This is a genomic window from Mesorhizobium sp. WSM4836, assembly GCF_055811815.1.
Genome location: NZ_JBVVQF010000002.1, coordinates 222,872 through 247,197 on the forward strand (window position 1 = coordinate 222,872; position 24,326 = coordinate 247,197).

At 62.3% G+C, this 24,326-nt stretch carries 20 protein-coding genes, 1 tRNA gene and 2 pseudogenes; 9 read left to right on the forward strand and 14 right to left on the reverse strand.

From position 1 onward, the window contains the following. Positions 1 to 10 precede the first annotated feature (10 nt). Positions 11 to 1,309: a hypothetical protein gene (locus AC0L2P_RS03285; RefSeq protein WP_473499825.1), complete on the reverse strand. Its 1,299-nt coding sequence runs from the start codon at positions 1,307 to 1,309 to the stop codon at positions 11 to 13. A gap of 186 nt (positions 1,310 to 1,495) precedes the next feature. On the opposite strand from AC0L2P_RS03285, the gene AC0L2P_RS03290 reads away from it, so the two are divergent. From AC0L2P_RS03290 to AC0L2P_RS03300, 3 genes and pseudogenes are all read left to right on the forward strand, one after another. After that, positions 1,496 to 2,614: a cysteine peptidase family C39 domain-containing protein gene (locus AC0L2P_RS03290; RefSeq protein ID WP_473499975.1), complete on the forward strand. Its 1,119-nt coding sequence runs from the start codon at positions 1,496 to 1,498 to the stop codon at positions 2,612 to 2,614. A gap of 277 nt (positions 2,615 to 2,891) precedes the next feature. Then, positions 2,892 to 3,299, forward strand: a pseudogene (locus AC0L2P_RS03295) (Orn/Lys/Arg decarboxylase N-terminal domain-containing protein); the annotation flags it as partial. Between the two features lie 110 nt (positions 3,300 to 3,409). Continuing rightward, the gene (locus AC0L2P_RS03300) at positions 3,410 to 5,173 is read left to right on the forward strand and encodes an Orn/Lys/Arg family decarboxylase (RefSeq protein ID WP_473499976.1); all 1,764 of its coding nucleotides are present in this window, start codon (positions 3,410 to 3,412) and stop codon (positions 5,171 to 5,173) included. A 45-nt stretch (positions 5,174 to 5,218) separates the two neighbouring features. Here AC0L2P_RS03300 and ydiK read toward each other — a convergent pair whose 3' ends face one another. Next, positions 5,219 to 6,604: an AI-2E family transporter YdiK gene (gene ydiK, locus AC0L2P_RS03305; RefSeq protein ID WP_473499826.1), complete on the reverse strand. Its 1,386-nt coding sequence runs from the start codon at positions 6,602 to 6,604 to the stop codon at positions 5,219 to 5,221. 356 nt (positions 6,605 to 6,960) lie between these two features. Here ydiK and AC0L2P_RS03310 point away from each other — a divergent pair, with 356 nt between their 5' ends. After that, entirely contained in the window at positions 6,961 to 8,661 is a 1,701-nt protein-coding gene (locus tag AC0L2P_RS03310) for a SulP family inorganic anion transporter (protein WP_473499827.1), read from the forward strand. A 314-nt stretch (positions 8,662 to 8,975) separates the two neighbouring features. Here AC0L2P_RS03310 and AC0L2P_RS03315 read toward each other — a convergent pair whose 3' ends face one another. The 6 genes and pseudogenes from AC0L2P_RS03315 to AC0L2P_RS03340 all read right to left on the reverse strand — a co-directional run bounded on the left by AC0L2P_RS03315 (position 8,976) and on the right by AC0L2P_RS03340 (position 13,786). Continuing rightward, positions 8,976 to 9,704 (reverse strand): HlyD family secretion protein, encoded by a 729-nt coding sequence (locus AC0L2P_RS03315; RefSeq protein WP_473499828.1) that lies wholly within the window; start codon positions 9,702 to 9,704, stop codon positions 8,976 to 8,978. Next, a complete protein-coding gene (locus tag AC0L2P_RS03320; protein ID WP_473499829.1) occupies positions 9,701 to 11,287 on the reverse strand; it encodes a glycosyltransferase family 2 protein in 1,587 nt (528 codons plus the stop codon). Before AC0L2P_RS03320 ends, AC0L2P_RS03315 begins: the two co-directional genes overlap by 4 nt. Before the next feature lie 104 nt (positions 11,288 to 11,391). Continuing rightward, entirely contained in the window at positions 11,392 to 11,982 is a 591-nt protein-coding gene (locus tag AC0L2P_RS03325) for a helix-turn-helix transcriptional regulator (protein WP_473499977.1), read from the reverse strand. Then, positions 11,965 to 12,539 (reverse strand): annotated as a pseudogene (locus AC0L2P_RS03330) (AraC family transcriptional regulator ligand-binding domain-containing protein); the annotation flags it as partial. The gene AC0L2P_RS03325 and the pseudogene AC0L2P_RS03330, both read right to left, overlap by 18 nt. 79 nt (positions 12,540 to 12,618) lie before the next feature. Beyond that, positions 12,619 to 13,011, reverse strand: coding sequence for a hypothetical protein (locus tag AC0L2P_RS03335; RefSeq protein WP_473499830.1), 393 nt, complete (start codon positions 13,009 to 13,011; stop codon positions 12,619 to 12,621). Beyond that, positions 12,992 to 13,786: a calcium-binding protein gene (locus tag AC0L2P_RS03340; protein ID WP_473499831.1), complete on the reverse strand. Its 795-nt coding sequence runs from the start codon at positions 13,784 to 13,786 to the stop codon at positions 12,992 to 12,994. The genes AC0L2P_RS03335 and AC0L2P_RS03340 overlap by 20 nt, the downstream gene beginning before the upstream one ends. 609 nt (positions 13,787 to 14,395) lie before the next feature. Between AC0L2P_RS03340 and AC0L2P_RS03345 the strand changes: the two genes are divergently transcribed. Beyond that, positions 14,396 to 14,629 carry a hypothetical protein gene (locus tag AC0L2P_RS03345; protein WP_473499832.1) on the forward strand — a complete coding sequence of 78 codons (234 nt, stop codon included), beginning with the start codon at positions 14,396 to 14,398 and terminating at the stop codon, positions 14,627 to 14,629. A gap of 76 nt (positions 14,630 to 14,705) precedes the next feature. On the opposite strand, the gene AC0L2P_RS03350 is transcribed toward AC0L2P_RS03345, so the two are convergent. Both AC0L2P_RS03350 and AC0L2P_RS03355 read right to left on the reverse strand, forming a co-directional pair. After that, entirely contained in the window at positions 14,706 to 14,939 is a 234-nt protein-coding gene (locus tag AC0L2P_RS03350) for a DUF2946 family protein (RefSeq protein ID WP_473499833.1), read from the reverse strand. A gap of 871 nt (positions 14,940 to 15,810) precedes the next feature. Then, positions 15,811 to 15,886, reverse strand: a tRNA-Thr gene (locus AC0L2P_RS03355). Between the two features lie 355 nt (positions 15,887 to 16,241). Between AC0L2P_RS03355 and AC0L2P_RS03360 the strand changes: the two genes are divergently transcribed. Beyond that, complete coding sequence (locus AC0L2P_RS03360) at positions 16,242 to 17,405, forward strand: hypothetical protein (protein WP_473499835.1); 1,164 nt, start codon at positions 16,242 to 16,244, stop codon at positions 17,403 to 17,405. Here AC0L2P_RS03360 and AC0L2P_RS03365 read toward each other — a convergent pair. Beyond that, a complete protein-coding gene (locus tag AC0L2P_RS03365) occupies positions 17,402 to 19,003 on the reverse strand; it encodes a cisplatin damage response ATP-dependent DNA ligase (protein ID WP_473499836.1) in 1,602 nt (533 codons plus the stop codon). The two genes, AC0L2P_RS03360 and AC0L2P_RS03365, sit on opposite strands and share 4 nt — an antisense overlap. A gap of 235 nt (positions 19,004 to 19,238) precedes the next feature. Next, complete coding sequence (locus tag AC0L2P_RS03370; RefSeq protein ID WP_473499837.1) at positions 19,239 to 20,249, reverse strand: ligase-associated DNA damage response exonuclease; 1,011 nt, start codon at positions 20,247 to 20,249, stop codon at positions 19,239 to 19,241. Between the two features lie 108 nt (positions 20,250 to 20,357). Here AC0L2P_RS03370 and AC0L2P_RS03375 point away from each other — a divergent pair, with 108 nt between their 5' ends. Beyond that, a complete protein-coding gene (locus AC0L2P_RS03375) occupies positions 20,358 to 21,302 on the forward strand; it encodes a methyltransferase domain-containing protein (RefSeq protein WP_473499838.1) in 945 nt (314 codons plus the stop codon). Positions 21,303 to 21,418: 116 nt separating this feature from the next. Next, positions 21,419 to 21,775, forward strand: a complete 357-nt coding sequence (locus AC0L2P_RS03380; RefSeq protein ID WP_473499839.1) for a hypothetical protein — start codon at positions 21,419 to 21,421, stop codon at positions 21,773 to 21,775. A gap of 7 nt (positions 21,776 to 21,782) precedes the next feature. Here the strand turns inward: AC0L2P_RS03380 and AC0L2P_RS03385 are convergent, their stop codons facing one another. Both AC0L2P_RS03385 and AC0L2P_RS03390 read right to left on the reverse strand, forming a co-directional pair. After that, positions 21,783 to 22,646, reverse strand: coding sequence for a prephenate dehydratase (locus tag AC0L2P_RS03385; protein WP_292662275.1), 864 nt, complete (start codon positions 22,644 to 22,646; stop codon positions 21,783 to 21,785). 33 nt (positions 22,647 to 22,679) lie between these two features. Next, positions 22,680 to 23,408, reverse strand: a complete 729-nt coding sequence (locus AC0L2P_RS03390; RefSeq protein ID WP_473499840.1) for a 3-deoxy-manno-octulosonate cytidylyltransferase — start codon at positions 23,406 to 23,408, stop codon at positions 22,680 to 22,682. Positions 23,409 to 23,601: 193 nt separating this feature from the next. On the opposite strand from AC0L2P_RS03390, the gene AC0L2P_RS03395 reads away from it, so the two are divergent. Next, positions 23,602 to 24,249: a c-type cytochrome gene (locus tag AC0L2P_RS03395; RefSeq protein WP_473499841.1), complete on the forward strand. Its 648-nt coding sequence runs from the start codon at positions 23,602 to 23,604 to the stop codon at positions 24,247 to 24,249. Positions 24,250 to 24,326: the final 77 nt, after the last annotated feature.

The window sequence follows — 24,326 nt, forward strand, 5'->3', positions numbered from 1 at the left end:
CATTATGGTATCACGCGACTTGCATGGGAAGCCCGGCGTCTGCCAGCGCAGTTTCGATTTCAGCGGCGAGGTGCGCGTCGATATTGCCGCCGCCCAATTCGAGTAGCGCGCCGCTGCCACAGTGCGGATTGATGCTCAGCATGCGAGCGACGGACGCCGACGCTTCTTCGCGGCGGCCGAGCCGGACAAGAGCGATGGCCCTGCACACAAGTCCGTAGGTGATGTGCGGTGATCGAATCCGCCTCGCTTCGGCAAGGGCCTTCTCGAAGCGGCTGTTCACGAAGTGATACAGAGAAATGGCGACGCGGCCGGAGTCTGCCTGAAACGGGTCTCGTTCCAGCGTTTGTTGGAGCAGGGAAATACCGCGGTCCCAATCCCCGAGCAGTGACCAGTGCAAGCCCAGGTCGCCCGCTACCTCGATGGCGTTCGGATTGAGCTTCAACGCGATTTGCAGAGCCCTCCAGGCTTGGCTCCACGTCCTGCAGGAACCAATGCGCCAGGCCTTGAGCGTGATAGCCGCGGCTCGAGGTCGGGGCGAGATCGACTGCCCTCTGGGCGAACTCCGCCGCTTGCCTGCGCAGTCCAAACCGGGCGCAAAACCAAAACGATGCCCGTCGGTGTAGATCTGAGAAAGGCAGGCGAATATCTCCGAATGGACGGGTTCCGCAATGACGCTGCGCTCGAGGCGCTCGCGAACCGTCGCGAAAAGGTCGCGACGATACGAGCGCCGATATCTGTAGAAGCTGGCCAGGCACTCATATGCCGCCAGATCTGCGGCCTTCACATCTCGGTCCAGCCCGCAGCTATTGGCAAAGATCACGCCGAAGGGCTGGGCCAAAGTACGCACGATGCAGTCCGCGATGCTGTCGCCTGCGCTGCGAACGCCCTTCGTCCCCAGCTCTTGCTCGAAGGTCTGTCCCCAGATGACCTCGCCCGTACCCGTGTTCGCGAGCATGGCCTTCACGTTGAGGATGTCCGCGAAAGCGGCGGTGCTGCCGGACAACACGAAATCAACCTGCGGACTATCACGGGGTGGCTCGCCGCTCGGCTTCGAATTGTCTCCGACCATAGCGATCGGGCCGAAAATGCAAAGCTCTGGAAATCGGCTTAGGCCAACCAGGATTTGGCGGGTAAACCCATCGCCAGCAATGAGGAAATCCTCGCCACCGACCAGAACCTGAGCTCGATTCAGCGGTTCTCTCTTCACGCAGTTGATGCCTTGGGGTTGGTGCATGCCATGATTATCCGGCTGCAGGCAGTGGTGCTCCCCGTGCGAACGCTTGTCCTGTCGGGTCACTGAAAGAAGCAACTCGCGGCATAGTCGCCAACGGCCGTCGTTGCGGACCGGGCATCACACAGGTCAGTCAGCGGCGAGACCAAAGGGCCTGCGGCCAAGTCGCACCAGCCGTCTGGTACGGAGCATCTTGGCGGGTGCTACGGGTAACTTACGTCTACCTCCTTGATCGCTATTGGCAAGGCGACGATCAATCGACGGATGACCAAGCAACGACAAGCGCGACGCTTTGGAAAAGCAAGCCAGACGCAGTTCCGCCTGTTGAGGCAGACCCGGCAAATGACCGAATATTCCTGCGGGGCCTCAGCCCTGCAGTCGGTGCTGAGTTACTGGGGTCGTGACGTCGACGAGGAAGCGCTGATGGGGCTCATTGGCACCAATGCGGAGGTCGGGACTTTTCCGGAGGACCTCGTACGCGGTGCGCGCTCCCTGGGCTTTGACGCCGAGGCGAAAGCGGGTCTGACACTCGAAGATGTCCGCCAGGCGACGAGCCTCGGGCATCCCGTCATCGCCCTTGCCCAATTGTGGAGAAGCCAAAAGGACACGCCTGCCTCGGCAGCGGACGAATGGGACTGCGGACACTATATCGTGGTGCTCGCAGTCGACGACGACTTTGTCTACTTTCAAGATCCCTATGTCCGGATGGGCAAGGGCTTTGTGCCGAGAAAGACCTTTGAGGATCACTGGCACCAGATCATGGGTGGCCGCGACCTGGCCAAGTCCGGCGAACTGATACATCTGGCAATCTTTATCTGCGGCGAAGAGCCGTCGCGAAAGCCGAGTGGGCGCGACACGCCGGCGACGCTGGATCTGGGTCGGTTAGGCTCCATCAACGTTCTCAACGTGAGCTTCCCGGAGCACCTGATGCCCTTCGACTTTCTCGACGATCTGAGGTCGTGGCTTGTCGACAATGAGGAAATTCTTCGACCCGATGCTTTCGTGCTTATCAGAAAGGATGGCGAAGGTCGGGTGTCGGCTATGCAGGGAGGACGCCTGCGAGACGCACAGGATGCGCTCGAGGTCAACGCGCTAATTGCCGCGATGGCCGCCCAGGCGACGGGCGCGAGCGTGGACAAGATTCAATCGAGCATGCAGGCAGCGGTTCGTGCGGCCTCAATGGCGGACTTCGGGTTCTCGGCCAGGGACCTCCGTCGACTGGCGGAAAGCTTAACCGCCGGTCATTCGGAAATCATCATCCTGTTCGAAAACGTTTGGGAGCGCAGGTTCCGGGAGACGGTGCGGAGGTACAACGGCACGCTGACGGATCAGAGGCTGATGACTGCCGCCGCGATTGCCAGACTTGGAAACAATTTTGGCTAAGCGACGGGTGAGCCGAGCTCCGCCGGTAGGCACACTCGATGCAAGCGGGCAACCGAATGGAACTGCACCGCGACTGGACTGGGCTACCGTAAGTTACCCACCAGTTCTTGTGCTGAGCGAAGCCAATACGAGATGGTTGGCCAATCCAAGAGCCGCTCCGCATGAGGCCATGTCGGTATCGACCCGCTCCGCGTCGACGTCGCAGCATTGTCCTACCAGGAACACGTCGGGTCGGCTCGTTGCATGGAAGGATACGGCAATGATCAACTAAGGCGCCATGCCGTTCCGAGCACGCGCTCTCATAATCGATAATGATCTCGGCAAGCTCGAGACCAGCCTCGGCCGGGCTACCGAAAACCTGTCACGCGTGCTCGAGGAGCGAGGCGTCGACGTCGCGCGGGCATACTCGCTGCAAGACGGGCTGGCTGTCGTCGTCGCCGACGCATCGATTCAGGCCGTGCTGTTGGACTGGGACCTTGGCGATAACGACGACGGTTCGCATCTCCAGGCGACGGAACTGCTGGAGAAGCTGCGCGAACGCCACGGCGAGGTACCGGTGTTTCTCTCGGCAGAACGCAGCACCGCCACACAGACAATCACGATCGAAGTCGCCGAAATGATGGATGAGTTCGTGCGGATTCTGGAAGATACCCCGGACTTTCTGGCAGGCCGCATCCTCGCTGCGATCGGGCGCTATCGCGCATCCGTGCTTCCTCCTTATGCGAAAGCGCTTGCCGACTATTCGCGCGTCCGCGAGCATTCCTGGTCGGCCCCCGGCCATCAGGGCGGGGTGGCATTCACCAAGATTCCGCCGGCCGGGCATTCTTTGATTTCTACGGGGAAAATCTCTTCCGCACCGACATGGGTATCGAACGAGGTCAACTCGGGTCTCTGCTCGACCATACCGGACCCGTATTGCAAAGCGAGCAATACGCGGCTCGGGTCTTTGGTGCACATCGCAGTTACGCCGGTGTCGTCGGGACCTCAGGCTCCAACCGGACCATCATGCAAGCCTGTGCGAATGAGGGCGATCTGGTGGTCCTCGACAGGAACTGCCACAAGTCGATAGAGCAAGGCCTCATCCTGACGGGTTCCCGTCCCGTCTACCTGGTCCCGACACGCAACCACCACGGCATCATCGGCCCTATTCTCCCATCGGAACTCGAACCCGAGTCTCTTAAGGCCAAGGTGGAATCCAGTCCGCTCATGCGCGGGTTGACCATGCGCAAGCCTGCCTATTCCGTAATAACCAACTGCACGTATGACGGTCTCTGCTACAATGCCACGGCCGCGCAGGAGTTGCTCGAAAAGAGCTGTGACCGCATTCATTTCGATGAAGCGTGGTACGGGTATGCCCGCTTCAATCCGATGTATGAGGGCCATTTCGCGATGCGGGGTGATCCTGCGACGCACAAGGGCTCCGCCATCTTCGCCACCCACTCCACGCACAAACTATTGGCAGCCCTGTCACAGGCCTCGTACATCCACATTCGGGATGGTCGCGGTGCTATCGACCATCAACGGTTCAATCAAGCCTACATGATGCATACGACCACGTCGCCCCTCTACCCGATCGTGGCGTCGAACGACATAGCTTCGGCGATGATGGACGGTCGGTCGGGCTATTCTCTCACACAGGAAGTGATCCGCGAGGCAGTCGACTTCCGGCAGACGGTTGGGCGCATCCGCAGGCGGTTTCAGGAGAAGAACGATTGGTACTTCAAGCCCTGGAACGCGGAAACGGTCCCGGATCCAAAGACGGGCCGCAAGATCGCCTTCGAGGACGCTCCTGCTGAGATGCTTTGCACGCAGCAGGATCCTTGGGTCATGCATCCCGACGATAGCTGGCATGGCTTCGAGGGCATGGCGCCGAACTGGTGTATGCTCGATCCGGTCAAGGTGAGCATCCTCGCGCCCGGAATGGGCGAAGACGGTCAGGTTGAAAAAACCGGCGTGCCCGCCGCCTTGGTGAACGCCTTTTTCACGCGTTTCGGTATTGTCCCCACGCGTGTTACCGACTTCCAGATAATGTTTCTCTTCTCCATTGGAATCACCAAGGGCAAGTGGGGCACCCTCATAATGAATCTGCTTTCCTTCAAACGCCACTACGACGCGAACAACAGGGTTGCAGATGTGCTGCCTGAGCTTGCCGCTCAGCATCCTGAAAGGTACCGAAAAATCGGGTTGCGCGACCTTGGCGACGAGATGCTCGAATACATCAGGCTCAATCCCCCCGGGGAACTCTTGAACCGTGCATTCGCAACCCTGCCGGTCCCGGATATGACTCCACGAGAGGCGTACGCCCGCATCGTTGCAAACGAGATCGAGCACGTCCCAGTCGAGGCTCTGGCACATCGGACGGCAGCGAACGGCGTCATGCCTTATCCGCCGGGTATCCCCATTCTGATGTCAGGGGAGAACTTCGGTGACGATGACGGGCCGCAAAGCGGCTATATGCGCGGCCTGGCAGCGTGGGATAAACAGTTTCCCGGGTTCGGGCATGTGACGGAGGGTGCCGAGGCAATCGACGGCACTTATCACGTACTTTGCGTCCGTTAGCATAGGCCGGCTGGGCGGCGCCCAGCCGCCACTCCTAGACTTAGACTAGGATGCCGCCGCCGATCTGTCGGGTTGGATCCACTGAGTCGCGGGCGAGTTCTCCTCGCTCGAGGATATCTCGGCGCTGGTATCCTCGGCCATCCAGGCGTTGAGCAGCGTGTATGTGACAGCGAGCACGGTCGGGCCGATGAAGATGCCCAAGACCCCGAACGCGACCAAACCGCCCACCACTCCACCGAGTATGAGCAGTAGGGGCAGATCGGCGCCCTTTCGTATCAGCACAGGCCGGATGAATTGGTCCACGGTCATCGCGACTATGGCGAAAACCAGCAACACTGTTCCCCACAGCATATCGTTGGAATAGTACATCCAGATCACGGCTGGAACGAGAACCAGGCCAGGGCCCAACTGGATCAGGCACAGGACGAACATCAGCGCCGTCAGCAAGGCCGCGAACGGTAGGCCGACCACCGCAAGGCCGATACCCGCGATGACGCTCTGCGCCAAGGCTGTCACCACGACTCCGAGCGCCACGCTCCGGATCGCCTGGCCGGCCAGATAGATGGACCTTTCTCCGCGGTCGCCGCCGAGCCGTCGGCCAAACAGCACGAGATAGGCGGCCGCTCCTTCCCCGCCGGCATACATGACCGCTGCAATCGCGGTCGTGAGCAGGAATTGAAGGAACATGCCGCCAACGCTCCCGGCCGCGGATGCCAGCCATTGTGTCAGCGTTCCGGCGTATGGCGCGAGCTTGGGTGCCAGCTGCTGCACGCCGGCCGACGTCAGCTTTTGCCACGCCTTGGCAATAGTTTCACCGAGGAGGGGAATCTGGGCGACCCAGTCGGGCGGCGGCGGAACGCGCATGGATAGCGCTGAGCTCACCAGGCCGCTGATGATGTCGATATTGGTGACGACCGTGCTGATAGCCAGCCAAAGCGGAATGAGCAGAACTAGCAGGATCGTCAACGTCATCAGCAGCACGGCAACACCGCGGCGGTTGCCGGTGTGGCGCTGTACCCAAAGCATCAATGGCCACGTCGCCAGGACCAACGTGGCTGCCCACAACACTGCCGGCAGAAAAGGCTGCATCACCCAGAAGCTGGCGATCAGGAGTCCGCCGATGAACAGCACCGTGAGGGTTATTCGGCCAAGGTCCTGGTGAGATGACGTCATGTGCACTCCTCCCGACTCGCTACCTTTGCGGTCCGCTCCTGCGAGTCGGTCGGATGCAGGGAAGCACAAGGTCATTCCGTCGCCGCCAGCCGCCTTCTTCCACGCTAATAGCACAACCAACCGCGCTATCGCGACGACGATCGGCGCATCCTTGTCGGGGACGACGCCGTTGCGATCGAGGTCGCCGGTGCCACGCTCAGTACCACCCTTCCGCAGGTCACGGCGGCGATATCGTAACGGCTGCGTGGACCCGGGCAATTGTACTCCGGGCCATCATGGCATCTGCGTGTTTTAGTTGATGTAGCAAAGGCCAGGATGCCGTCGAAGAACCCTGCCGGACATGCCGCGGGGATATGCATTGATAATCACGAACTGAGGCGCACTGTGCGATTATTGTCCCTGCGGCCAATGTCGGGGAACGTTCAGTATTGCTAGGCTACAAGCTACGCTCCTTCGGACAGCCCGTTGGGATGGAAGGTCACGCAAGGTCCTCCTCCTTTATTGATCAACGCCGGCGCGACCGCTTGCGATGTACAGCATGATGGCCAGGGCTCATCGGCGTGATGGCGCCGCTCCATGGAGGACGGGCAGAGGGGGATGCGGAGGGCCGTCTGATGGCCAATGAGCTAGAGCCCGCTAACAGCGACGGTCCGGGTGCCGGCTGGTCTGCCGCAGGCTTTCGGCCTGACCTCATCGCGGGCCTGACGGCTGCCGCCGTCGTCCTGCCCAAGGCGATGGCCTATGCGACGGTTGCCGGGCTTTCGGTCAGCGTGGGACTCTACACGGCCTTCGTTCCGATGCTGATCTATGCGCTGCTCGGGAGCTCGCGCGTGCTGAGCGTCAGCTCGACCACCACCCTCGCCATCCTCGCCGGAACAGAGCTCGGGCTTGTTGTCCCTGATGGCGATCCGGCAAAGCTGATCACCGCGGTTGCCACGCTCACCGCGCTCACCGGTAGTCTGCTTGTCGCGGCCTCCGTGCTTCGCTTCGGGTTCGTTGCCAATTTCATCTCATCGCCCGTCCTGACCGGCTTCAAGGCTGGCATCGGGCTGGTCATCGTGCTCGATCAGGTGCCCAAGCTGCTCGGCGTTCACATCTCGAAGGAAGGGTTCTTCCGCGACCTCCTGAGTTTGGTGCATCACCTGCCCGAGACATCCTTTCTTACCCTGGCTATTGCCGTCGCGGCGTTGATCGCGTTGCTGGCGATGGAGCGGCTCTGGCCGCATTCGCCTGCTCCTCTGGCAGCGGTCGGCGCAGGAATCGGGCTCTCGTGGTTGTTCGGTCTAGACGCAGCGGGTGTCGCAACAGTGGGGTTCATCCCCCAGTCGTTGCCCGCGATCACCATTCCCACCCCGGCCCTTGTCTGGCAACTCTTGCCGGGCGCGCTTGGTATCGCGTTGATGAGCTTCACCGAAACGATCGCGGCCGGCCGCGCTTTTGCGGCTCGCACGGACCCGCCGATCAAGGCCAATCGCGAGCTTCTTGCAATCGGCGCCGCCAACCTGGCGGGCGCATTTTTCGGCGCCATGCCTGCCGGCGGCGGCACCTCGCAAACGGCCGTCGTCCGCGCCGTCGGAGGGAGGACCCAGAAAGCGTCGTTGGTCACCGCCCTTGCTTCGGCGGCCACGATGCTCGCGCTCGCTCCGCTGCTCGGATTGTTGCCCCAGGCCGTGCTTGCGGCGATCGTGATTGTCTATTCGATGGGATTGATCGAGCCTGCGGAATTCGCCTCGATCCGCAATATCCGCCGGATGGAGTTTCGCTGGGCGCTGGCGGCTTTCATTGGCGTGCTTGTATTCGGTACCCTGCAGGGAATTGTCGTGGCGATTGTCCTCTCCCTGATTAGCTTGGCTAGCCAGGCGGCGAACCCAAAGGTTTATGTCGTCGGGCGCAAACGGGGTACCGACGTGCTCCGTGCGGTATCGGCCGAGCACCCGGACGACGAGACGTTCGAGGGCTTGCTTGTCTTGCGCCCGGAGGGGAGGCTGTTCTTCGTCAACGCGCAGCAGGTCGCGGACCAGATGCGGGAACTGGTTGCCACCCACAATCCCCGCATCCTCCTGCTCGACATGAGCCGCGTCTTCGACATCGAGTATTCGGCGCTCCAGATGCTCACCGAGGGCGAGCGTCGCATGGCCGGGCAGGGCATCACGCTGTGGCTGGCTGGTTTGAATCCCACCGTGCTCGAATACGTCCGTGCCGCAGGTCTGGCCGATCGGCTGGGGCCCGATAGGCTGTTCTTCAACGCCCAGGGTGCGGTCCGGGATTACGTGACGAACGCTGAGTCCAGCGGAGGCGGGCGCTCTGCAGCCTGACCCTTGCAGCCTAGGCAGCCTCGGATTGAGTACTGAATCACAACTGCGCCCTGCCTGGCGGCGAGACCACCATCTCGTGATGACATTGGCTGCACCGTGCGCTCGTTGCGGTGATCTCGCAGGCTTGATCTCCCGACATGATGGAGCGCCGGCATTTTGGGCAGTCGTATCCGTTGGCTATCGGGGGCAAAGTCATATTCGAGGCCGACATATGCGCACATCATGTGATGGAACACCGGAAAGAATTCGAGGCGGCCGCTGCAGGCTGGGCATGCAAGCTGGTCGGCTTCAATCTGCATCGCGCATCGCTCGGCTCAGTCGAGTCCGAACAGCCATATCAGCCACTCCGCGAAGCGTGCAGTGAAGCGTGTATAGTACATATGCACGTACACTGTTGAATTAGGCGCAGGCAGCGCCGCGCCCGCATTGAAGCGGATGCGGGCGATCTGCGTGGCCTGGCGGTCCCGCCCGAACTGCGGCTGCCGGCCGGCATAGACGTCGGACACCGGCAGGATGTCGACTATCGTGCCCGGGATTCGTCGGTTGCCGAACAACACCATGGCCTGATCGTCCACCCGGGGATTGATCAGCCGTTCATTGGGAATGCGCCAGTCGACGAAGATGTCGGTCGTATCGAGAATCTCGGCGATTGGCGCGCCGGCCACCAGGGATTGGCCGGGATAGGCGACATTGGTCGAGACCACCCCGGCAATTGGCGCAAAGACTTTGCCGCCCGCGAAGCTGCGATCAATGGCGTCCGTGTGGCCGCGAACCTGCTGGCTGATGTTGTCCAGGTCGGCGAGCTGTACAGTGGACTCCGAAATTTCGGCTTCGTGCGTGACAAGGGTCCCGAGGGCCTGAGCTCGCTCGCGATACATTTCGACGCGAAAGGTCAGGCTGGCGGCCGAGGTCTTTTCGATTTGTGTGATGGTCTGCTGGGTGAGATCCAAATACGAGCGGGTGGACGCGAGCGACTCCTGCGCCACCCGTAGTTTGACGCGCAGTTCGGCCCGGCGGACCGCGATGTCCGCCAGGGAGTTCATGTAGGTCGCGAGTATGCGTCGATCTGTGGCGAGTTGACCGTGCCGATCTCTTGGCCAGCCTTGACCGTTGCGCCGGGCGCCACGCTCATCGTTTGGACCTGCACGATGTGGGGTAGCGAGACCACGTAGCGGGGAGCTGTTACAGTGCCAGGTCCGCTGAGGAACACGAACGGCGCGCCGAAATAGACGACAAAGAACGCCAGCACACCGAACACCGTGGTACCATACGCAAAGCGGACCAGTCGTCCCGCGGCGCGCCGCCGGCTCTCTATCGGATCAGGCACGTTCGGATCGAGACGGTTGATCGTAACGTTCATGACGTACCTTTCAGACGGGATCTCCCAACAGGGCGCGCCGGACGCGAGGCGGCACAAATCGTCACGCCGCGAGGTGGCGAAGAGGATTTCAGACGAATATGAGAAGAATCGCGCACACTTGAGGTAGACGCCTTGGTGCAGCGGAAAGAGCAGCGACAACGAGAGTGCAAACAGGCTGGTGGATCGGCCGAACATGAGGAAGGCCAGCGCCATGTTGAAAAATGATATCCATAGCAGCAGAAGGTAGACTGCAAGCAGAAACCAGAATGCGTCGCCGCCGAACATCAGCACGACATAGGCCAGATAGAACGGAAGGCTGAGCGTCGGGACGAGGTCGGAGATGATGAAATCCAGCCGCTGCAGCGTATCGCGCAGACGCTCGCGGCTCTGGAACAAGCTGAGCTCGCCATACATCAGGAGACGGACCCGCAATGCATCACGATCCCACCTGGCGCGTTGGCGCAGCAGGCTCACGCCACCTACAGGCCCAAGCGTTTCCGCCCAAGCGTCGGGAACGAATCGGACTACGTGGCCTAGACGCCGCAGCCTCAGCGTGAATTCCAGATCCTCGCCGGGTCCTGTGTCGAGCCCGCCCTGCTGCAGAAATACGTCGCGCCTGTAGGCGGAGCAGGCTCCGGAAAGACAAGCGATGCCCCCGACGATGTCGAGCACTGAGCGTCCGGCGCTGATCGACATCAGATACTCGACGCTCTGCAGGCCGGTCCAAAGCGAGTCGCGATCGTTCATGATGGCAATGTTGCAGCTCGCGCCAGCCACGCGCGGGTCCTCGAAGACAGAGGCGAGCCGCGCGACGGCTGTCGGCTCGAACACAGTGTCTGCATCGACCGTCATGAGCAAGTCGCCGCCCGCAAATCTCGCCGCAGCGTTGATTGCAGCGCTACGCCCGCAGCGGGTGCCATGACAAATCACGATGTTGACCTGGCCGAGAGCGCGAGCTCGCTCGGCTGTCGCGCGGGTATCATCCGTCGAACCATCGTCGACGATGATGATCTGGACCGGCCGCTGGGTCTGGCGATGCAACGAGGCAATCGTGGGATGGAGACCGCGCCCGCCGTTGAATGTCGGGACGATCACGCTTACCGACAGCTGGCCGCCATGGATCGGTCTATGCCGAGCCTTTCCCCACGCACCGAACAGGGCCAGCGAGACCAGGGACAGGGTGTAACGCGGTATATCAAAGAGCAGCGCCGAGAAGGCGAGTAAGAATAAGTTGGAGTGGGAGAGCGTCTGCACGACTTCGAGCATGCCGGCCACCGGAACGCAGCCCTGTAGCTAAGCGCTGCAGCGCGCAGCTAACCACAGATATGCGGTGGCCACGAGGTCGAGGAGCGTTCAATTGTCCGGCGTGCTTAACGGGCCGGAAATTGCAAGAGGAGCTCATGGTCAGCAGCGACGTCCGCCATGGGGTAATGGCGAACGCGTTTGTCGCGGCCGACACTTGCGCGCTTGGACCAGGGCAGAGCCGTCGAGCGAGGCCTCTCCCGGAACTGGAGTGGGCTCGTGCCGGTCCATCGACGGCACGCGTGACTGAGCGCACTTGGTTGATGGAAGCCCAGTAGCCATGCGATTTGCGAGATTTGCAGATCAGGCTCCTGCAGGTAGCGAACAGCGAGATCCCGCCGAAGCTCATCCATGATAGTTCCAAACTTGAGCCCCTCGGAAGCAAGTCGGCGTGCGAAGGTCCGCTCGCTCAAGCCGAGGCGCCTCGCCACGTTCTTCGCATCCGCTTCGGCGTGCGGTAGGAGGGGCGCGATGGCGCTTTCGACCGCTGTCCGGAAAGCGCTCACGTTGGTGGGGCGGATCGCCATCGCCTGCTCGCAATTCTCAACCATCAGGCGATTCAGGAATGGATCATCGGATACCAGCGGGCGGTTCAGCAGCGCCGGATCGAAGCTCAGATCGTCCGAGCCGGCGCCGAAATTGACTTCACAGCAGAACATGTCTTGCGCACGGCGCGAAGCCCTCGACCGCTGGTGGACGAAGTTGACGACGAGCGGCGATATCCTTTGACCGACAAGTTGCCGGCAAAGCCGGACGAAAGTCAGTGCGAAGCACTCCATCTGATGACGATCCAGGTGCCGCGGCGGGATAGCTCGAGACGCAACGGAATGCCCTTGTGCAGCTTTGCGATCAACGCTTCGTTCGCCACCTGAGCATACCGTTCGAGGCGGCGCAGCGCATCGCCGAGGCAATGCGAGGAGGCGGCGACATAGTAGAGCATGCCGAGCTGACGCAGATCGAATTGCTGGGCGAGCGTCAGCCCAAGGAAATCGTCCCCGAGGGCGCGAGAGGCTAGCTCGAGGAATTCGACTTGGGACCTGGCATCGATCCGACCGCCGTGATCGAGGACGACGGGCGAGAGCCCGGCACCGGCGAGGAGGCTGCGGGGCTCGACGCCGCGACGGGTGAGCTCGGCCACCGCGAGGCGCGTGGCCAACCCCGCTGCGGTCGGGACCGCAGCTAGTCTTCGGGCGACTGTTTCATTTGTTTCAGTCACGATCGTCCACCGGCAGCGCGGCTAGCGGACAGTATGGGCTTTTGGCAGCTCGGCGCCAATCTTCGTGTGCATGCAGCACCTAGATCACGATGAAGTCGGCGTGGGTGAGCGCCAACATTGGGGTCAACTGGGCGATGTGAACTGCACCGCCGGCGGCGCTGCCGTTACTATCGTAGTTCAGCCAACCAGTGTCTGTCTCGTAGACGATGCGGTCGTTGCCATCATGGGCGAGCCCTGTCGTGCTCTTCCAGAACGCCGCGGAAGACAGCGTGCCTAGATGCGAGCCGAGGCCTGGCATTACCGCATTTTCGGGTCGGACTCTGTCCTGCGCGACATTGAAGTCGGTGATCCGGTCGACGTTGGCAGATGCGTTGATGGCGGTGTTGAAGACGAAGTAGTCGTAGCCAGCGCTGCCGGTTAGGGTGTCTTTGCCGGCGCCGCCGTAGAGGACATCATTGCCCGCCGCCGCCAATCAGGCTGTCGTTGCCGATTCCGCCCGACAGCGCATTGGCGAAATTATTGCCGATGATCACGTTGTTCAGCGCATTGCCGGTGCCGGTGGTAGCGATGGCGACGCTGACTAACGTGAGGTTCTCGATAGCCGCATAGCCGCCCAGGTTGCGGTTGATCATCCAAGTAATCGTGTCGATGCCGCCGTTGTCCGAAACCGCATCAGTGCCGTTCTCTAATGCATAGGTATCGTTGCCCAAACCGCCGATCAGCGTGTCTGCCCCCTCACCGCCGTTGAGGTAGTCGTTGCCGTCCATACCGCTGAGATAGTCACTGCCCGTTTCGCCGTAAATAGTATCGTTGCCGGCGTAGCCGTAGATCGCATCGCTGCCATCGAACCCGTCGAGCACGTCGGCATAGTAGCTTCCGTAGATTGTGTCGTTGCCCGCGAGAGCGGCTCTGACGACGACAATGTCGTCGGCAAGTGAGGGGGTTAGTGCCGCGGTCCAGATGCTGTTGAACGACACGCTGATACCGGATATGTCGACCAGATTGCCGTATGTGCCGTCATCCACTCTATATTCGGTAATAGTACCTGCGAGACTGACGAGCAGGCCCCCGCTGTCGAGCTCAAAATCATGACCGAAGACGACGTCAGCGATGTCGCTTCCGGAATGGTAGGTGCCGAGGTAACCGGCCCCATCCTGAATGTTCATGAAACCGGTTCCGGTCCCGAGAGTGCTGAAGTCAAATCCCTTCAGCATGTTCAACGGCATGTATGTGTCGACGGTCGCCAAGATGGATCTCCGTATAGGCTTGAGTGAATCATATTTGCTGGCATGCCCATTACAAACGCGGACGCCCATGACGGGCTACCGCTCACGCGACCCCGACGTATTGCCAATCCGTGCGTGTGGCCTTCTGTCCCAACAGCGGGTCTTCCAAGTCAAAGCTACCGATCATCTGCCTTAGGGAAGTTCTGGTGTATATCTCTAAAATCTGATACTTGTTTCCCATCGCAATTACGACCTTGTCGTACAGCTGGCACACCCGGAAACTGAGTAGTTTCGGCAAGGACATCCCCAGGGCCGGGGGCATTGTCGAGGAGTGCTGAAATGTTTTCTACGATCTCATCATTCGCGCGCTCAGGCATGATCGCGCTCACAGCAGTTTGTTCGCTGCCCGCTGCATCCACTGCGGCGCCAGTTGGTCCGATCAACCAACCGGGCCTCGCTGACAGTGCTCTCAACGGTTCCAGTTGCGGACCGAGCCACTCGTGTGTGCTCAGCGTCGGCGGGCGCCACTGGCATGGTGGCTGGGGCGGTCGTCACGGAGGAGGCTGGGGTCGTGGCTGGCGACACGGAGGCTGGGGTGGTGGATGGGGAGGTTGGGGTCCGGGCTTTGCCTTGGGTCTCGGCCTCGGCGTGCCGCTCGGCTACTATGGCGGCTATGACGGCTATTATCCGGGCTCATACTACGATGATCCCGGCTACTACGACGAACCGATCTATCGGCCGCGTGTTTACCGCCGGCACTACGGCAACCGCTACTACGGCAACCGCCACTACGGGAACGGCTATTACCACCGGGGCTACTACAACAAGTATTATAGGCGCGGCACCGGTTATTACTGGCGGTAACGCAGCCAAGCGGATCGATACCGCCCGAACAGGGCTCGGCGTTGAGCTAGATCGAAGGAAGAGCCGGCGGCCCGCCTCAAGCCGCTTCATGGCGGGGCGGACCGATCGCCGGCGCGGGGACCGGTGTGAGTAATTCTTGGAGAGTGGCCGACAACAACAGCGACAGGTCATATGTAGGGCAGCCGGCCGTAACGGTGTTGCACAGCAGGCAGTGCTCGTGGTTGTGACGCGCTTGGCCGGAGCCATCGCGCGGATGGTTGGCGCGACTGTGCCCGGTATTGCCTCTTACCTCGTGCAAGGTCGGCGGCAAAAGACACTCTTATTGCAGGCTGTCGTCGTAGTTGTCTCCGTAGTAGCCGCCTCCGAGAGAGTCGCGCTGGTACACGCGTGGCCGGTCCAGCACCGGTGTTTGTAGACCGGCTCGTCGGCGTAGCCGTTCTAGTCTCCAAGCCATGGTCCTTGAGCCGGCGCGATCTTGATACTACCCCTGTGAATGCCTGCGGCTTGTTGTGCCGGTGGGCAGGGTCGCCTCGGTCGTGTCCTTTCCTGGACTGTAGCCGGCGCGGTTCTCTCGATCAGCAGTGGACTTTTCACTCACGCACAGGCAGACCTCACGGGCGAAGAAACTAACCCCCTAGGGCATGAACGATCGGTTCTGGCAATTGGGATGCTTTTCATCGCTCGCCCTCCCATTCCCGCAGAAGCACGATTTCGGCGCCGAATGCCGCCAGGTCTCCAAAACCGGCTTAATTTCGAAAATTAAGCCGGGACGAGGCAGTGCTGGCTGCCAGATAGATCATGAATTTCAGCTAGTTAGAATGGCGCGCCCGAAGAGATTCGAACTCCTGACCCCAGATTCGTAGTCTGAAGGGGATGGTGCTGGCGGTCGGCTCGAGCCGACAAATCCGTCAGGACCGCGGATTCTAGATCCGCTCCGGCACGGGACTGACGAGCGCCGCCGTCGTCTTCGGCCAGTGTACGCCATCGGCCGCTTCGCCCACGCCGAATCGCGGTTGGCGCGGAGCGTCGAGGCCAGGAACGCCGCCGCAGTTCGCCATCCGTATCCGGCAGCCCGCATTTTTCTGGAGACAACGTGGAGACAAAGGCTTGGCGAAAAGCGATGTCTCCAACTCGAACCGCCGGATGGTTGGATATAAACCCTTGGTTTTACCGCGAAAATTTGGTGCCGCTTGCGTGACTCGAACACGCGACCCCATCATTACGAATGATGTGCTCTACCAACTGAGCTAAAGCGGCCCGGGAAGCCGAGCTTCCAAGATGGGCTGCGTGATAGACGCAACCGGCAGCGAATTCAAGATGGCAGCCGCGAATTCAGGACGAGGCAATTCGTGCCGCCTCCGTTTGGGCGCAAGCGCAGCCGCTGATCCGATCCGCCATAGGCCGTGCGATGCCGCCTCGGTGGGCCGCGCGACCGCCACGTTGGCGCGGTGACGGGAAAATCAGCGAAAAATGTTGATTCCTTTACCGAAAACCACCGAAATCGGGTTTGTACCCGTCGGCAAGACAGAATGCGGCCGCTCGCTTGTTGATTGATTGGTCGCCTGCGGCTAACGATCATGACAATGTGAGTGAAATTGCAGAGGGAATTCGCTTGGACGCGATCGAAAAAGCGATCCGCAATGCCTTCGAGAAAGGCAATGCCGACGACCGGGCGTTTCGCGAGCGGGTCTATCGATCGGCTTTCGCGGCACTCGACCGCGCCCTGCAGGCCAATCCAAACGTCACGGTGGAAGTCGCCATCAAGCGCCGCAAGGCGGTCCAGGCGAAGATCACCGAAATCGAATCGGAATTCCTGCCGGCGGTTGCCGACATTGCCGCGCCCGCCAACAGTTTGGAGGCTGCACCGGCGGTGGAGCCTCCGGCTGAAACCGACGCTGAAGCCGAAGCCGAGCCCACGCCGTCGCCCGACGTGGTGGTTGACGGTCCGGCGCAGCCGTCCGAATCCGATGCGCCCCGGTCGCGCGTCTTGCCGGTTGTCCCCGATATCATGCCCGATGCGCCTGTTCCCGAGGCGCCGGTGATCGACATGGGGGCCTCGGCTCCGACCGAAGCCGAAATCGACGACGCGGAAGTGACGCCCGACCGCGACGACCGGCGGGCGAGGCGGCGGCGCCTGCCTTTGACCGCGATCTTCTTCGGTGTGACGCTGCTCGCCGCCGCCGGCATCGGCCTTTATTTCGCCAACCAGACCGGCGTCTTCAAATCGGCGACCGAGCTCGATACGGCGCCGCCGGAAGCCCCGCCAACGGTCGATGGCGATGATTTCACGCCGGACGCCACCGCTTCGCCGCCGAAGCAGGGCGAGCAGGACCAGGCGCGCGACTGGATCAACGTCTTTTCGCCGGGTGACCCGACGCAGGTCAATGCACCGTCGGACGCCAAGGCCGACGTTATCCAGGACGAAAGCGGTTCCTTCCTGCGCATCCGTTCGGGAGCCTCCGGTTCGGCCATCAGCTTCGACGTCGGGCAGGGCGTGCTGGAAAAACTCGCCGGCAAGCAAGCCACATTCGACATCATCGCACGCTCCGAGGAGGGGCAGGAGACGCAGATTTCCGTCGACTGCAATTTCGGCGAGCTCGGCGACTGCGGCCGCAAGCGCTATGGCGTCGGTCGCGAGCGCAATGAATATCTGTTCGACGTGCGTTTTCCCGACAAGCATCCGGGCGCTGCCGGCACCATCGCCATCAATTCCGACTTCGACAAGCAGGGCAAGTCGGTCGACATCTACGAGATCCGCGTTTCAGTCGTTCCCTAAGCGTCGAGCAGCGCCTGCAGCGTCTCGATGCGGTCGGCTTCGGCTGCCGGCTTGTCCCAGCGCAGCCGTGAAATGCGCGGGAAGCGCATGGCGACGCCGGATTTGTGCCGCGTCGAGCGGTTGAGCCCTTCGAACGCCACCTCGAGCACCAGCCCGTTCCTGCGGTCGGCCCGTACCGAGCGCACCGGGCCAAAGCGCTCGATCGTGTTGTCGCGGACATATTTGTCGATCTGTCTCAGTTCCTCGTCGGTGAAGCCGAAATAGGCTTTTCCCACCGGCACGAGCTCCTCCGATCCTTCCGGCCCGGACCAGACGCCGAATGTGTAATCGGAATAGAAGCTCGAGCGCTTGCCATGACCGCGCTGGGCATACATCAGCACCGCGTCGACGGTGTGCGGATCGCGCTTCCATTTGAACCACGGGCCCTTCGGCCGCCCGGCCACATAGGGCGAATCCCAGCGCTTCAGCATGACGCCTTCGATGACCGGATGCAGCGGCTTGCGGCGCAACTCCTCCAGCGCCTGCCAGTTGGTGAATTCGACCAGCGGCGACAGATCAAAGCGGCTCGGATCGAGTGTCCTGACGAAGGCCTCGAGCCGGCCGCGCCGTTCGCGGAAGGGAAGTCCGCGCACATCCTCGTCACCAATCTGCAGCGCATCGTAGCAGCGCATGAAGGCCGGGTATTGCTGCTGGATCTTGGGTGACACGCTCTTGCGGTTCAGCCGCTGCTGCAGGTCCGAAAACGTGCCCGTCGCCTGCCTGGGGTCACCGACCAGAAGCTCGCCGTCGAGGGCCCCTGAAAAATCCATCGCCTCGGCAAGATCCGGAAAGGCCCCGGAGACATCGTCACCGGTGCGCGAATAGAGCCGGCGAATACCGCCTTCGCAAACCGCCTGGACGCGGATGCCGTCCCATTTCCATTCGGCCGCGTAGTCGGCCGGGTCCAGCTTTTCGAGGTCGCCGTCGCCGACGGCATTCGACAGCATTACCGGCCTGAACAGCGCCAGCGCCGTCTTCCTGGGTTTTTCCCCCTTGCCCTCCAACCAGGCGAACAGCGCCGTATAGGGCGGCGTCAGCCCGTGCCAGAGTTCCTCGATCTCGGCGATGTCGACCTTGCCGAAATCGGCCAGCGCCTGCTTGGCCAGCCGCGCCGAGACGCCGATGCGCAGGCCGCCGGTGACCAGCTTTATGATGGCAAAGCGCGCAGACGTGCTGGCGCGGTCGAGCAGCCGGGCCAGCACCTGCGGCCCGTCGGAACGGCTCGCCGCCTGCAGCTTCGCCACCACCTCGGCCAGCGTCGGCGCGTGGTTCGCAATGTCGACCGGCGCTTGCGGCCAGACCAGCGACACGGTCTCGGCCAGGTCGCCGACATAGTCGTAGGAATAGCCGAACAGCACCGGATCCATGCGCTCGACGACCAGCGTGCGCAGCATCGCCGGCTTGACCGCGGCGATGGACAGATCGCCGGTGATGGCCGCCAGCGCCAGCCCGCGATCCGGGTCCTCGACGCTGCGGAAATAATCGGTCAAAAGCGTCAGCTTGCCGTTGCGCGACGGCGTCAGCACCAGCCGGTCGAGAAGCTCGGCGAAGCGGTTCATGGGCGGAGCGCCAAGGAGGGAAGCTTGCGATCCTCCGCGCCCCCCTCTGTCCCGCCGGACATCTCCCCCACGAGGGAGGAGATTGGCAGTTTCATCCTTGCCACCCGTCCTGCAACGTTAGTGGTTGGCGAAAGCCGGCGCGACATCCAATCTCCCCCCAAGTGGAGGAGATGTCCGGCAGGACAGAGGGGGGCGCCGTAGAGCTCTGCCCAGGTGACCATCGAACCTCGCATTCTCAATCGCCCTCGTCCTCATAGCCGACCAGATGCAGCGGCCTGGCGGCGATGCCTTCGAGCTCGCACCAGCGCACCAGCGCCTCCTCGCGACCATGCGTCACCCAGATTTCCTCGGCGCCGGTCTCCTTGATCGTCGCCGTCAGCTCATCCCAGTCGGAGTGATCCGAGATGATCAGCGGCAGCTCGACGCCGCCCTGCTTGGCGCGCTGGCGAATGCGCATCCAGCCTGAGGCGAAGCACGACATCGGATCGGGAAAACGCCGCGCCCAGCGATCAGCGAAGGCTGATGGCGGGCCGATGACGATGACGCCGGCGAAATCGCTTTTCGCGCCGGTCTCGACGGTCGCCGGTTCCAATGTGCCGAGATCGATATTCTGGCTCTGGTAGTACTCGCTGAGCTTGGCCAGCGCGCCATGGATGTAGATCGGCTTTTCGTAGCCGGCAACGCGCAGCAGCCGCATGACGCGCTGCGCCTTGCCCAGCGCATAGGCGCCGACCAGATGCGTGCGCTCGGGAAACTGCTCGGTCGATTTCAGCAGCCGCGCGATCTCTTCGCTATCGGGCGGATGGCGGAACACCGGCAGGCCGAACGTCGCCTCGGTGATGAAGACGTCGCATTTGAGCGGCTCGAACGGCTCGCAGGTCGCATCCTTCTGGCGTTTATAGTCGCCCGATGCGACGATGCATGTGCCCTGATGCGCCACCTTGATCTGCGCCGAGCCCAGTACATGACCGGCCGGATGAAAGCTGACGGTGACACCGCCAAGCGCAATAGTCTCGCCAAGCACGGCGGCTTGCGTCGTGCCGGCAAAACCGTCGCCGTAGCGCAGCGCCATGATGTCGAGCGTCTGCTGTGTCGCCATCACCGAGCGGTGGCCGGAGCGGGCATGGTCGGAATGGCCATGTGTGATCAGCGCCCGGTTGACCGGCCGCACCGGGTCGATGAAGAAATCGCAGGGCGGGCAATACAGCCCTTCCGGCCGAGGATGAAGCAGGTCGCTGGCGCGCATGGCCCCAAGATAGGCGCTAATTCCGGCGCGGGAAGCCTGTTGTAAGTCACTGCTGACTCAAGCATAGAGCGCAAGCCGGCTGCACACACCCGGCGGAACCTGATCAGGATGAAACCGCTCCAGACCTCGTCCGGCGATCCGATCGCCGACCGCCGCGCCGACTATGCCGAAATGCTCTATGCATCCGGCGATCATGCGGCGGCGGCGGAATTGCTGCTCGGCGCGCTCGAACTGGCGCCGCAATGGGCGGCCGGCTGGTTCCGTCTCGGCGAGATGCAGGAGGCGGCGGGCGCGCCCGATCTCGCCGCCCAGGCCTGGACGACAGTGCTGCGGCTGGACCCGGCGGACAGGCTCGGCGCGGTGCTCAAGCTGCAATTGATCGGCAGGGCAGCGGCCGCCCCGGCGCCGCCCAGCGCGTTTGTCGAGACGCTCTACGACCACTATGCCGGAAGCTTCGAGGGTGAGCTGGTCGACAGGCTAGGCTACCGTCTGCCCGAATGCCTCGACCGCACCATCCGGGCAGCACGGCCGGACCGGTTTTCGCTGGCGCTCGATCTCGGCTGCGGCACCGGCCTCATGGGCCAGAAGCTGCGGCCGGTCGCCGATCGGCTGGAGGGTTACGATATCTCGGTCGGCATGCTGAGGCAGGCGCGCGCCAAAGGCATCTACGATCTGCTTGTCAAGACGGACCTGCAGGAGTTTTGCTATTCCGGCCCGAAAGCCGACCTGGTGACGGCGGCCGATGTGTTCATCTATGTCGGCGCACTCGAAAAGGTGGTGACCAAGATTGCCGGAATGCTTGCCGGTGGCGGTCTGTTTGCGTTCTCCGTCGAGACGCTCCTTGGCGGGGACTCGTCCGGCAGCGGCGATTTCGCCTTGCAACCGTCGCGCCGCTACGCGCATTCGCAAAGCTATGTAGAGGGGGTTCTGGACGCCAACGGCTTTTCGATCCTGTCGCTGCAGGCAACGATTATCCGGCAGGATCGCCGCGAACCGGTCGACGGGTTGGCGGTGGTGGCGGAGAAACGCCGCTTGAAGCATTCACAATCATGACCAACGCGGCGATCCTCCCCACCCCCCTCTGTCCCGCCGACCTCGGTGTAATGTTTGCTGCGAAAAAGCCCGAATCGCATGTCCGGATCATGCGGGGATCGACAAGGAGCACGTTCATGCGCTGGAACATGATGGTCTTGGCGTCTTGCCTGGCGATGGCCGGCTGCGTCGGCAATTCGATGTCCGAACGGCAGGACGAAAACGTCCAGTCCTCGCTGCTGTATGACAAGGTGCCTTGCGATCAATTGCTGGCGCAACGAAACGGCCTGGCGCAGCAATATCGTTTGCCGGTGGACGCCAAGCCGTCCTTCCCTAACCCGGCGACGGGTTTTGGCCCGTTCACGCCGGATATGCGCTCAAAAGCCAAGCGTGACGCCGACCAGGCAAGCGGCAAGATCGACGCCATGAACCGGTCGATCAGCCGCCGCGAATGCGGCAAGCCGGCCAAGCAGAACAAGCTCGGCCTGACCTGACCGGATCCTAATCCGCCACCTTCCATTGCTCGCGCGAGGCGCTGGCGGGATAGACGCCGAGGATGCGCATTTCGCGCGAGAAAAAGCGCAACTCGTCGAGCGCCAGCTTCACCAGCGGATCGTCGGGATGGCCCTCTATGTCGGCGTAGAATAGCGTCGCCGTGAACGCGCCGAGCTGGTAGCTTTCCAGCTTGGTCATGTTGATGCCGTTGGTGGCGAAGCCGCCCATCGCCTTGTAGAGCGCCGCCGGCACGTTGCGGACGCGGAAGATGAAGGTCGTCATCATCCTGGCGTCGGCGGAGGGACGTTCGGCCCATTGCTTGTTCTTGGTCAGCACGACGAAGCGGGTGACGTTGCTGTCGGTGTCCTCGACATTCTCTTCGATGATGTCGAGCCCGTAGAGGGTCGAGGCGAGCGCCGGCGCCAGCGCGGCCATGGTGCGGTCCTTCATCGCGGCGACCATCTTGGCGGCGCCCGCGGTGTCGCCGGCCACCGTCGCCTTCCAGCCGTTCTTGCGGATGTATTTGCGGCACTGGCCGAGCGCGTGGATGTGGCTGTGCACGGTCCTGATCTCGTCGCGGCTGACGCCGGGCAGCACCATCAGCTGGAAGTGGATCGGCAGGAAGTATTCGCCGATGATGTGCAGCTTCGATTCCGGCAAGAGGTGATGGATATCGGCGACGCGGCCGGCAATGGTGTTCTCGATCGGGATCATCGCCAGATCGGCCTTGCCGGTCTCGACCGCATTGAAGGCGTCCTCGAAGGTCGGGCACGGCAACGGCTCCATCGACGGGAACATGTTGCGGCAGGCGGTGTCGGAATTGGCGCCCGGCTCGCCCTGGAAGGATATTTTGTTGGTCTTTTCAGGCATGCGCAGAGTCTCGGGGATTGGGGTAAGAATTTCTTAGTTGGAAAGGAGCGCCCTGGCGCGTTCGAGATCGTCCGGCGTATCGACGCCAAGCGGCACCGACTGCACGATCTCCGCGTCGATGCGCATGCCGGCCTCAAGCGCCCGCAACTGCTCCAGCCGTTCGCGGCGCTCCAGCGGTGACGGCCTCAGCGCAACGAAGCGCTCGAGTGCGGCGCGGCGATAGGCATAGAGGCCGATATGATGGTAGAGCGGGCCTTCGCCCCAGGGCGCGGTGGCGCGGGTGAAATAGAGCGCCCTGAGCCGTGTCGCCGAGAGTGGCGAGCCGACCAGCTTGACGACGTTCGGATTGGTCTTTTCCTCGTCGCGGACGATCTCGACGCAGAGCGTGGCGATATCGACCGCTGCGTTCTCGAAAGGCTTCAGCGCGGCGCCGATAATAAGGGGGTCGATGGTCGGCAGATCGCCCTGCACATTGACGATGGTCTCGACGCTGTTGCCAGGGTCGAGAATGGTCAGCGCTTCGAAGATGCGGTCGGAACCGGTTTCGTGGTCCGCCCGCGTCATCACCGCCTCGAAATTATGCGCGCGCACGGCATCGGCGACGCCTTGCGTATCGGTGGCGACGACCACCCGGCCGAGCCCCGCCTCGGCGGCGCGGCGGGCGACGTGGACGATCATCGGAGTGCCGGCAATGTCGGCCAGCGGCTTGCCCGGCAGGCGCGTCGAGGCCATGCGGGCCGGGATCAGGATGAGGGTGGACATGAGGCGGGCAGGGGCTCGAAAAAAGAGGAGGACAAAAGTGGCAAAAGGTCTCACTGGCAGCGCCCTTATAGGTGTTGCAACGCCGGAGCAAAAGACCTAGTTTCCGCGCGATTTGACCGCCCCGCAGGGTGGTCCACGATACCGACGGACGGAGTGGACGGATCGGTCCGCCGGAAAAGGGAGCCTGGGGCGTATGGATTCCACCGAAGTCAACAAGCTGCTCGCCGGTTTCCTCGGCACGGTGTTCATCGTCTTTTCCGTTGGCATCGTGTCCGACGCGCTGTTTGCCTCGCCGGCGCCGGAAAAGCCCGGCTTCGCCATCGAGGCAACCGAGCCCGCCGAAGGCGGCCCGGCCGCTCCCGCCGCGGAGGCCAAGCCGATTGCCGAACTGCTGGCCACCGCCAACGCCGAAGCGGGCGCCGCCATCTTCAAAAAATGCCAGGCCTGCCACTCCGGCGAAAAGGGCGGCCCCAACAAGGTCGGCCCCGATCTGTGGGACATTATCGACCGTCCGGTCGCCGAGCATGAGGGCTTTGCCTATTCGGCCGGCATGAAGGAGTTCTCCAAGGGCGGCAGCGAGAAGTGGACCTACGACAATCTCAACCACTTCATCACCTCGCCGAAGAAGTTCGTGAAGGGCACGGCGATGGGCTTCGCCGGCCTGCCGAAGGATGAGGACCGCGCCAACGTCATCGCCTATCTGCGCACGCTGTCGGATAATCCGAAGCCGCTGCCGGCGCCCGGCGTCTCGGCCGAAAACGCGCCCGCCAAGCCGGCCGAAGGTGCAGCCCCTGCCAAGCCGGCAGAAGGTGCGGCGCCAGCCGCTCCGGCCGCAAAATAACAAAACTGTAATGACATAATCCTTGAAAAAGCCGGGTTCAGCCCGGCTTTTTCGTTAGGAAAAATGCATATGCGACG

Coding starts and splice junctions, on each gene's coding strand:
- AC0L2P_RS03320 (WP_473499829.1), bottom strand. CDS start 11,287: ATGCTCGAAGTCGTGCAGACGCTCTCCCACTCCAACTTATTCTTACTC.
- AC0L2P_RS03385 (WP_292662275.1), bottom strand. CDS start 22,646: ATGCCTGAAAAGACCAACAAAATATCCTTCCAGGGCGAGCCGGGCGCC.
- AC0L2P_RS03375 (WP_473499838.1), top strand. CDS start 20,358: ATGAAACCGCTCCAGACCTCGTCCGGCGATCCGATCGCCGACCGCCGC.
- AC0L2P_RS03290 (WP_473499975.1), top strand. CDS start 1,496: ATGACCAAGCAACGACAAGCGCGACGCTTTGGAAAAGCAAGCCAGACG.
- AC0L2P_RS03325 (WP_473499977.1), bottom strand. CDS start 11,982: ATGTTCTGCTGTGAAGTCAATTTCGGCGCCGGCTCGGACGATCTGAGC.
- AC0L2P_RS03380 (WP_473499839.1), top strand. CDS start 21,419: ATGCGCTGGAACATGATGGTCTTGGCGTCTTGCCTGGCGATGGCCGGC.
- AC0L2P_RS03310 (WP_473499827.1), top strand. CDS start 6,961: ATGGCCAATGAGCTAGAGCCCGCTAACAGCGACGGTCCGGGTGCCGGC.
- AC0L2P_RS03395 (WP_473499841.1), top strand. CDS start 23,602: ATGGATTCCACCGAAGTCAACAAGCTGCTCGCCGGTTTCCTCGGCACG.
- AC0L2P_RS03315 (WP_473499828.1), bottom strand. CDS start 9,704: ATGAACTCCCTGGCGGACATCGCGGTCCGCCGGGCCGAACTGCGCGTC.
- AC0L2P_RS03390 (WP_473499840.1), bottom strand. CDS start 23,408: ATGTCCACCCTCATCCTGATCCCGGCCCGCATGGCCTCGACGCGCCTG.
- AC0L2P_RS03370 (WP_473499837.1), bottom strand. CDS start 20,249: ATGCGCGCCAGCGACCTGCTTCATCCTCGGCCGGAAGGGCTGTATTGC.
- AC0L2P_RS03365 (WP_473499836.1), bottom strand. CDS start 19,003: ATGAACCGCTTCGCCGAGCTTCTCGACCGGCTGGTGCTGACGCCGTCG.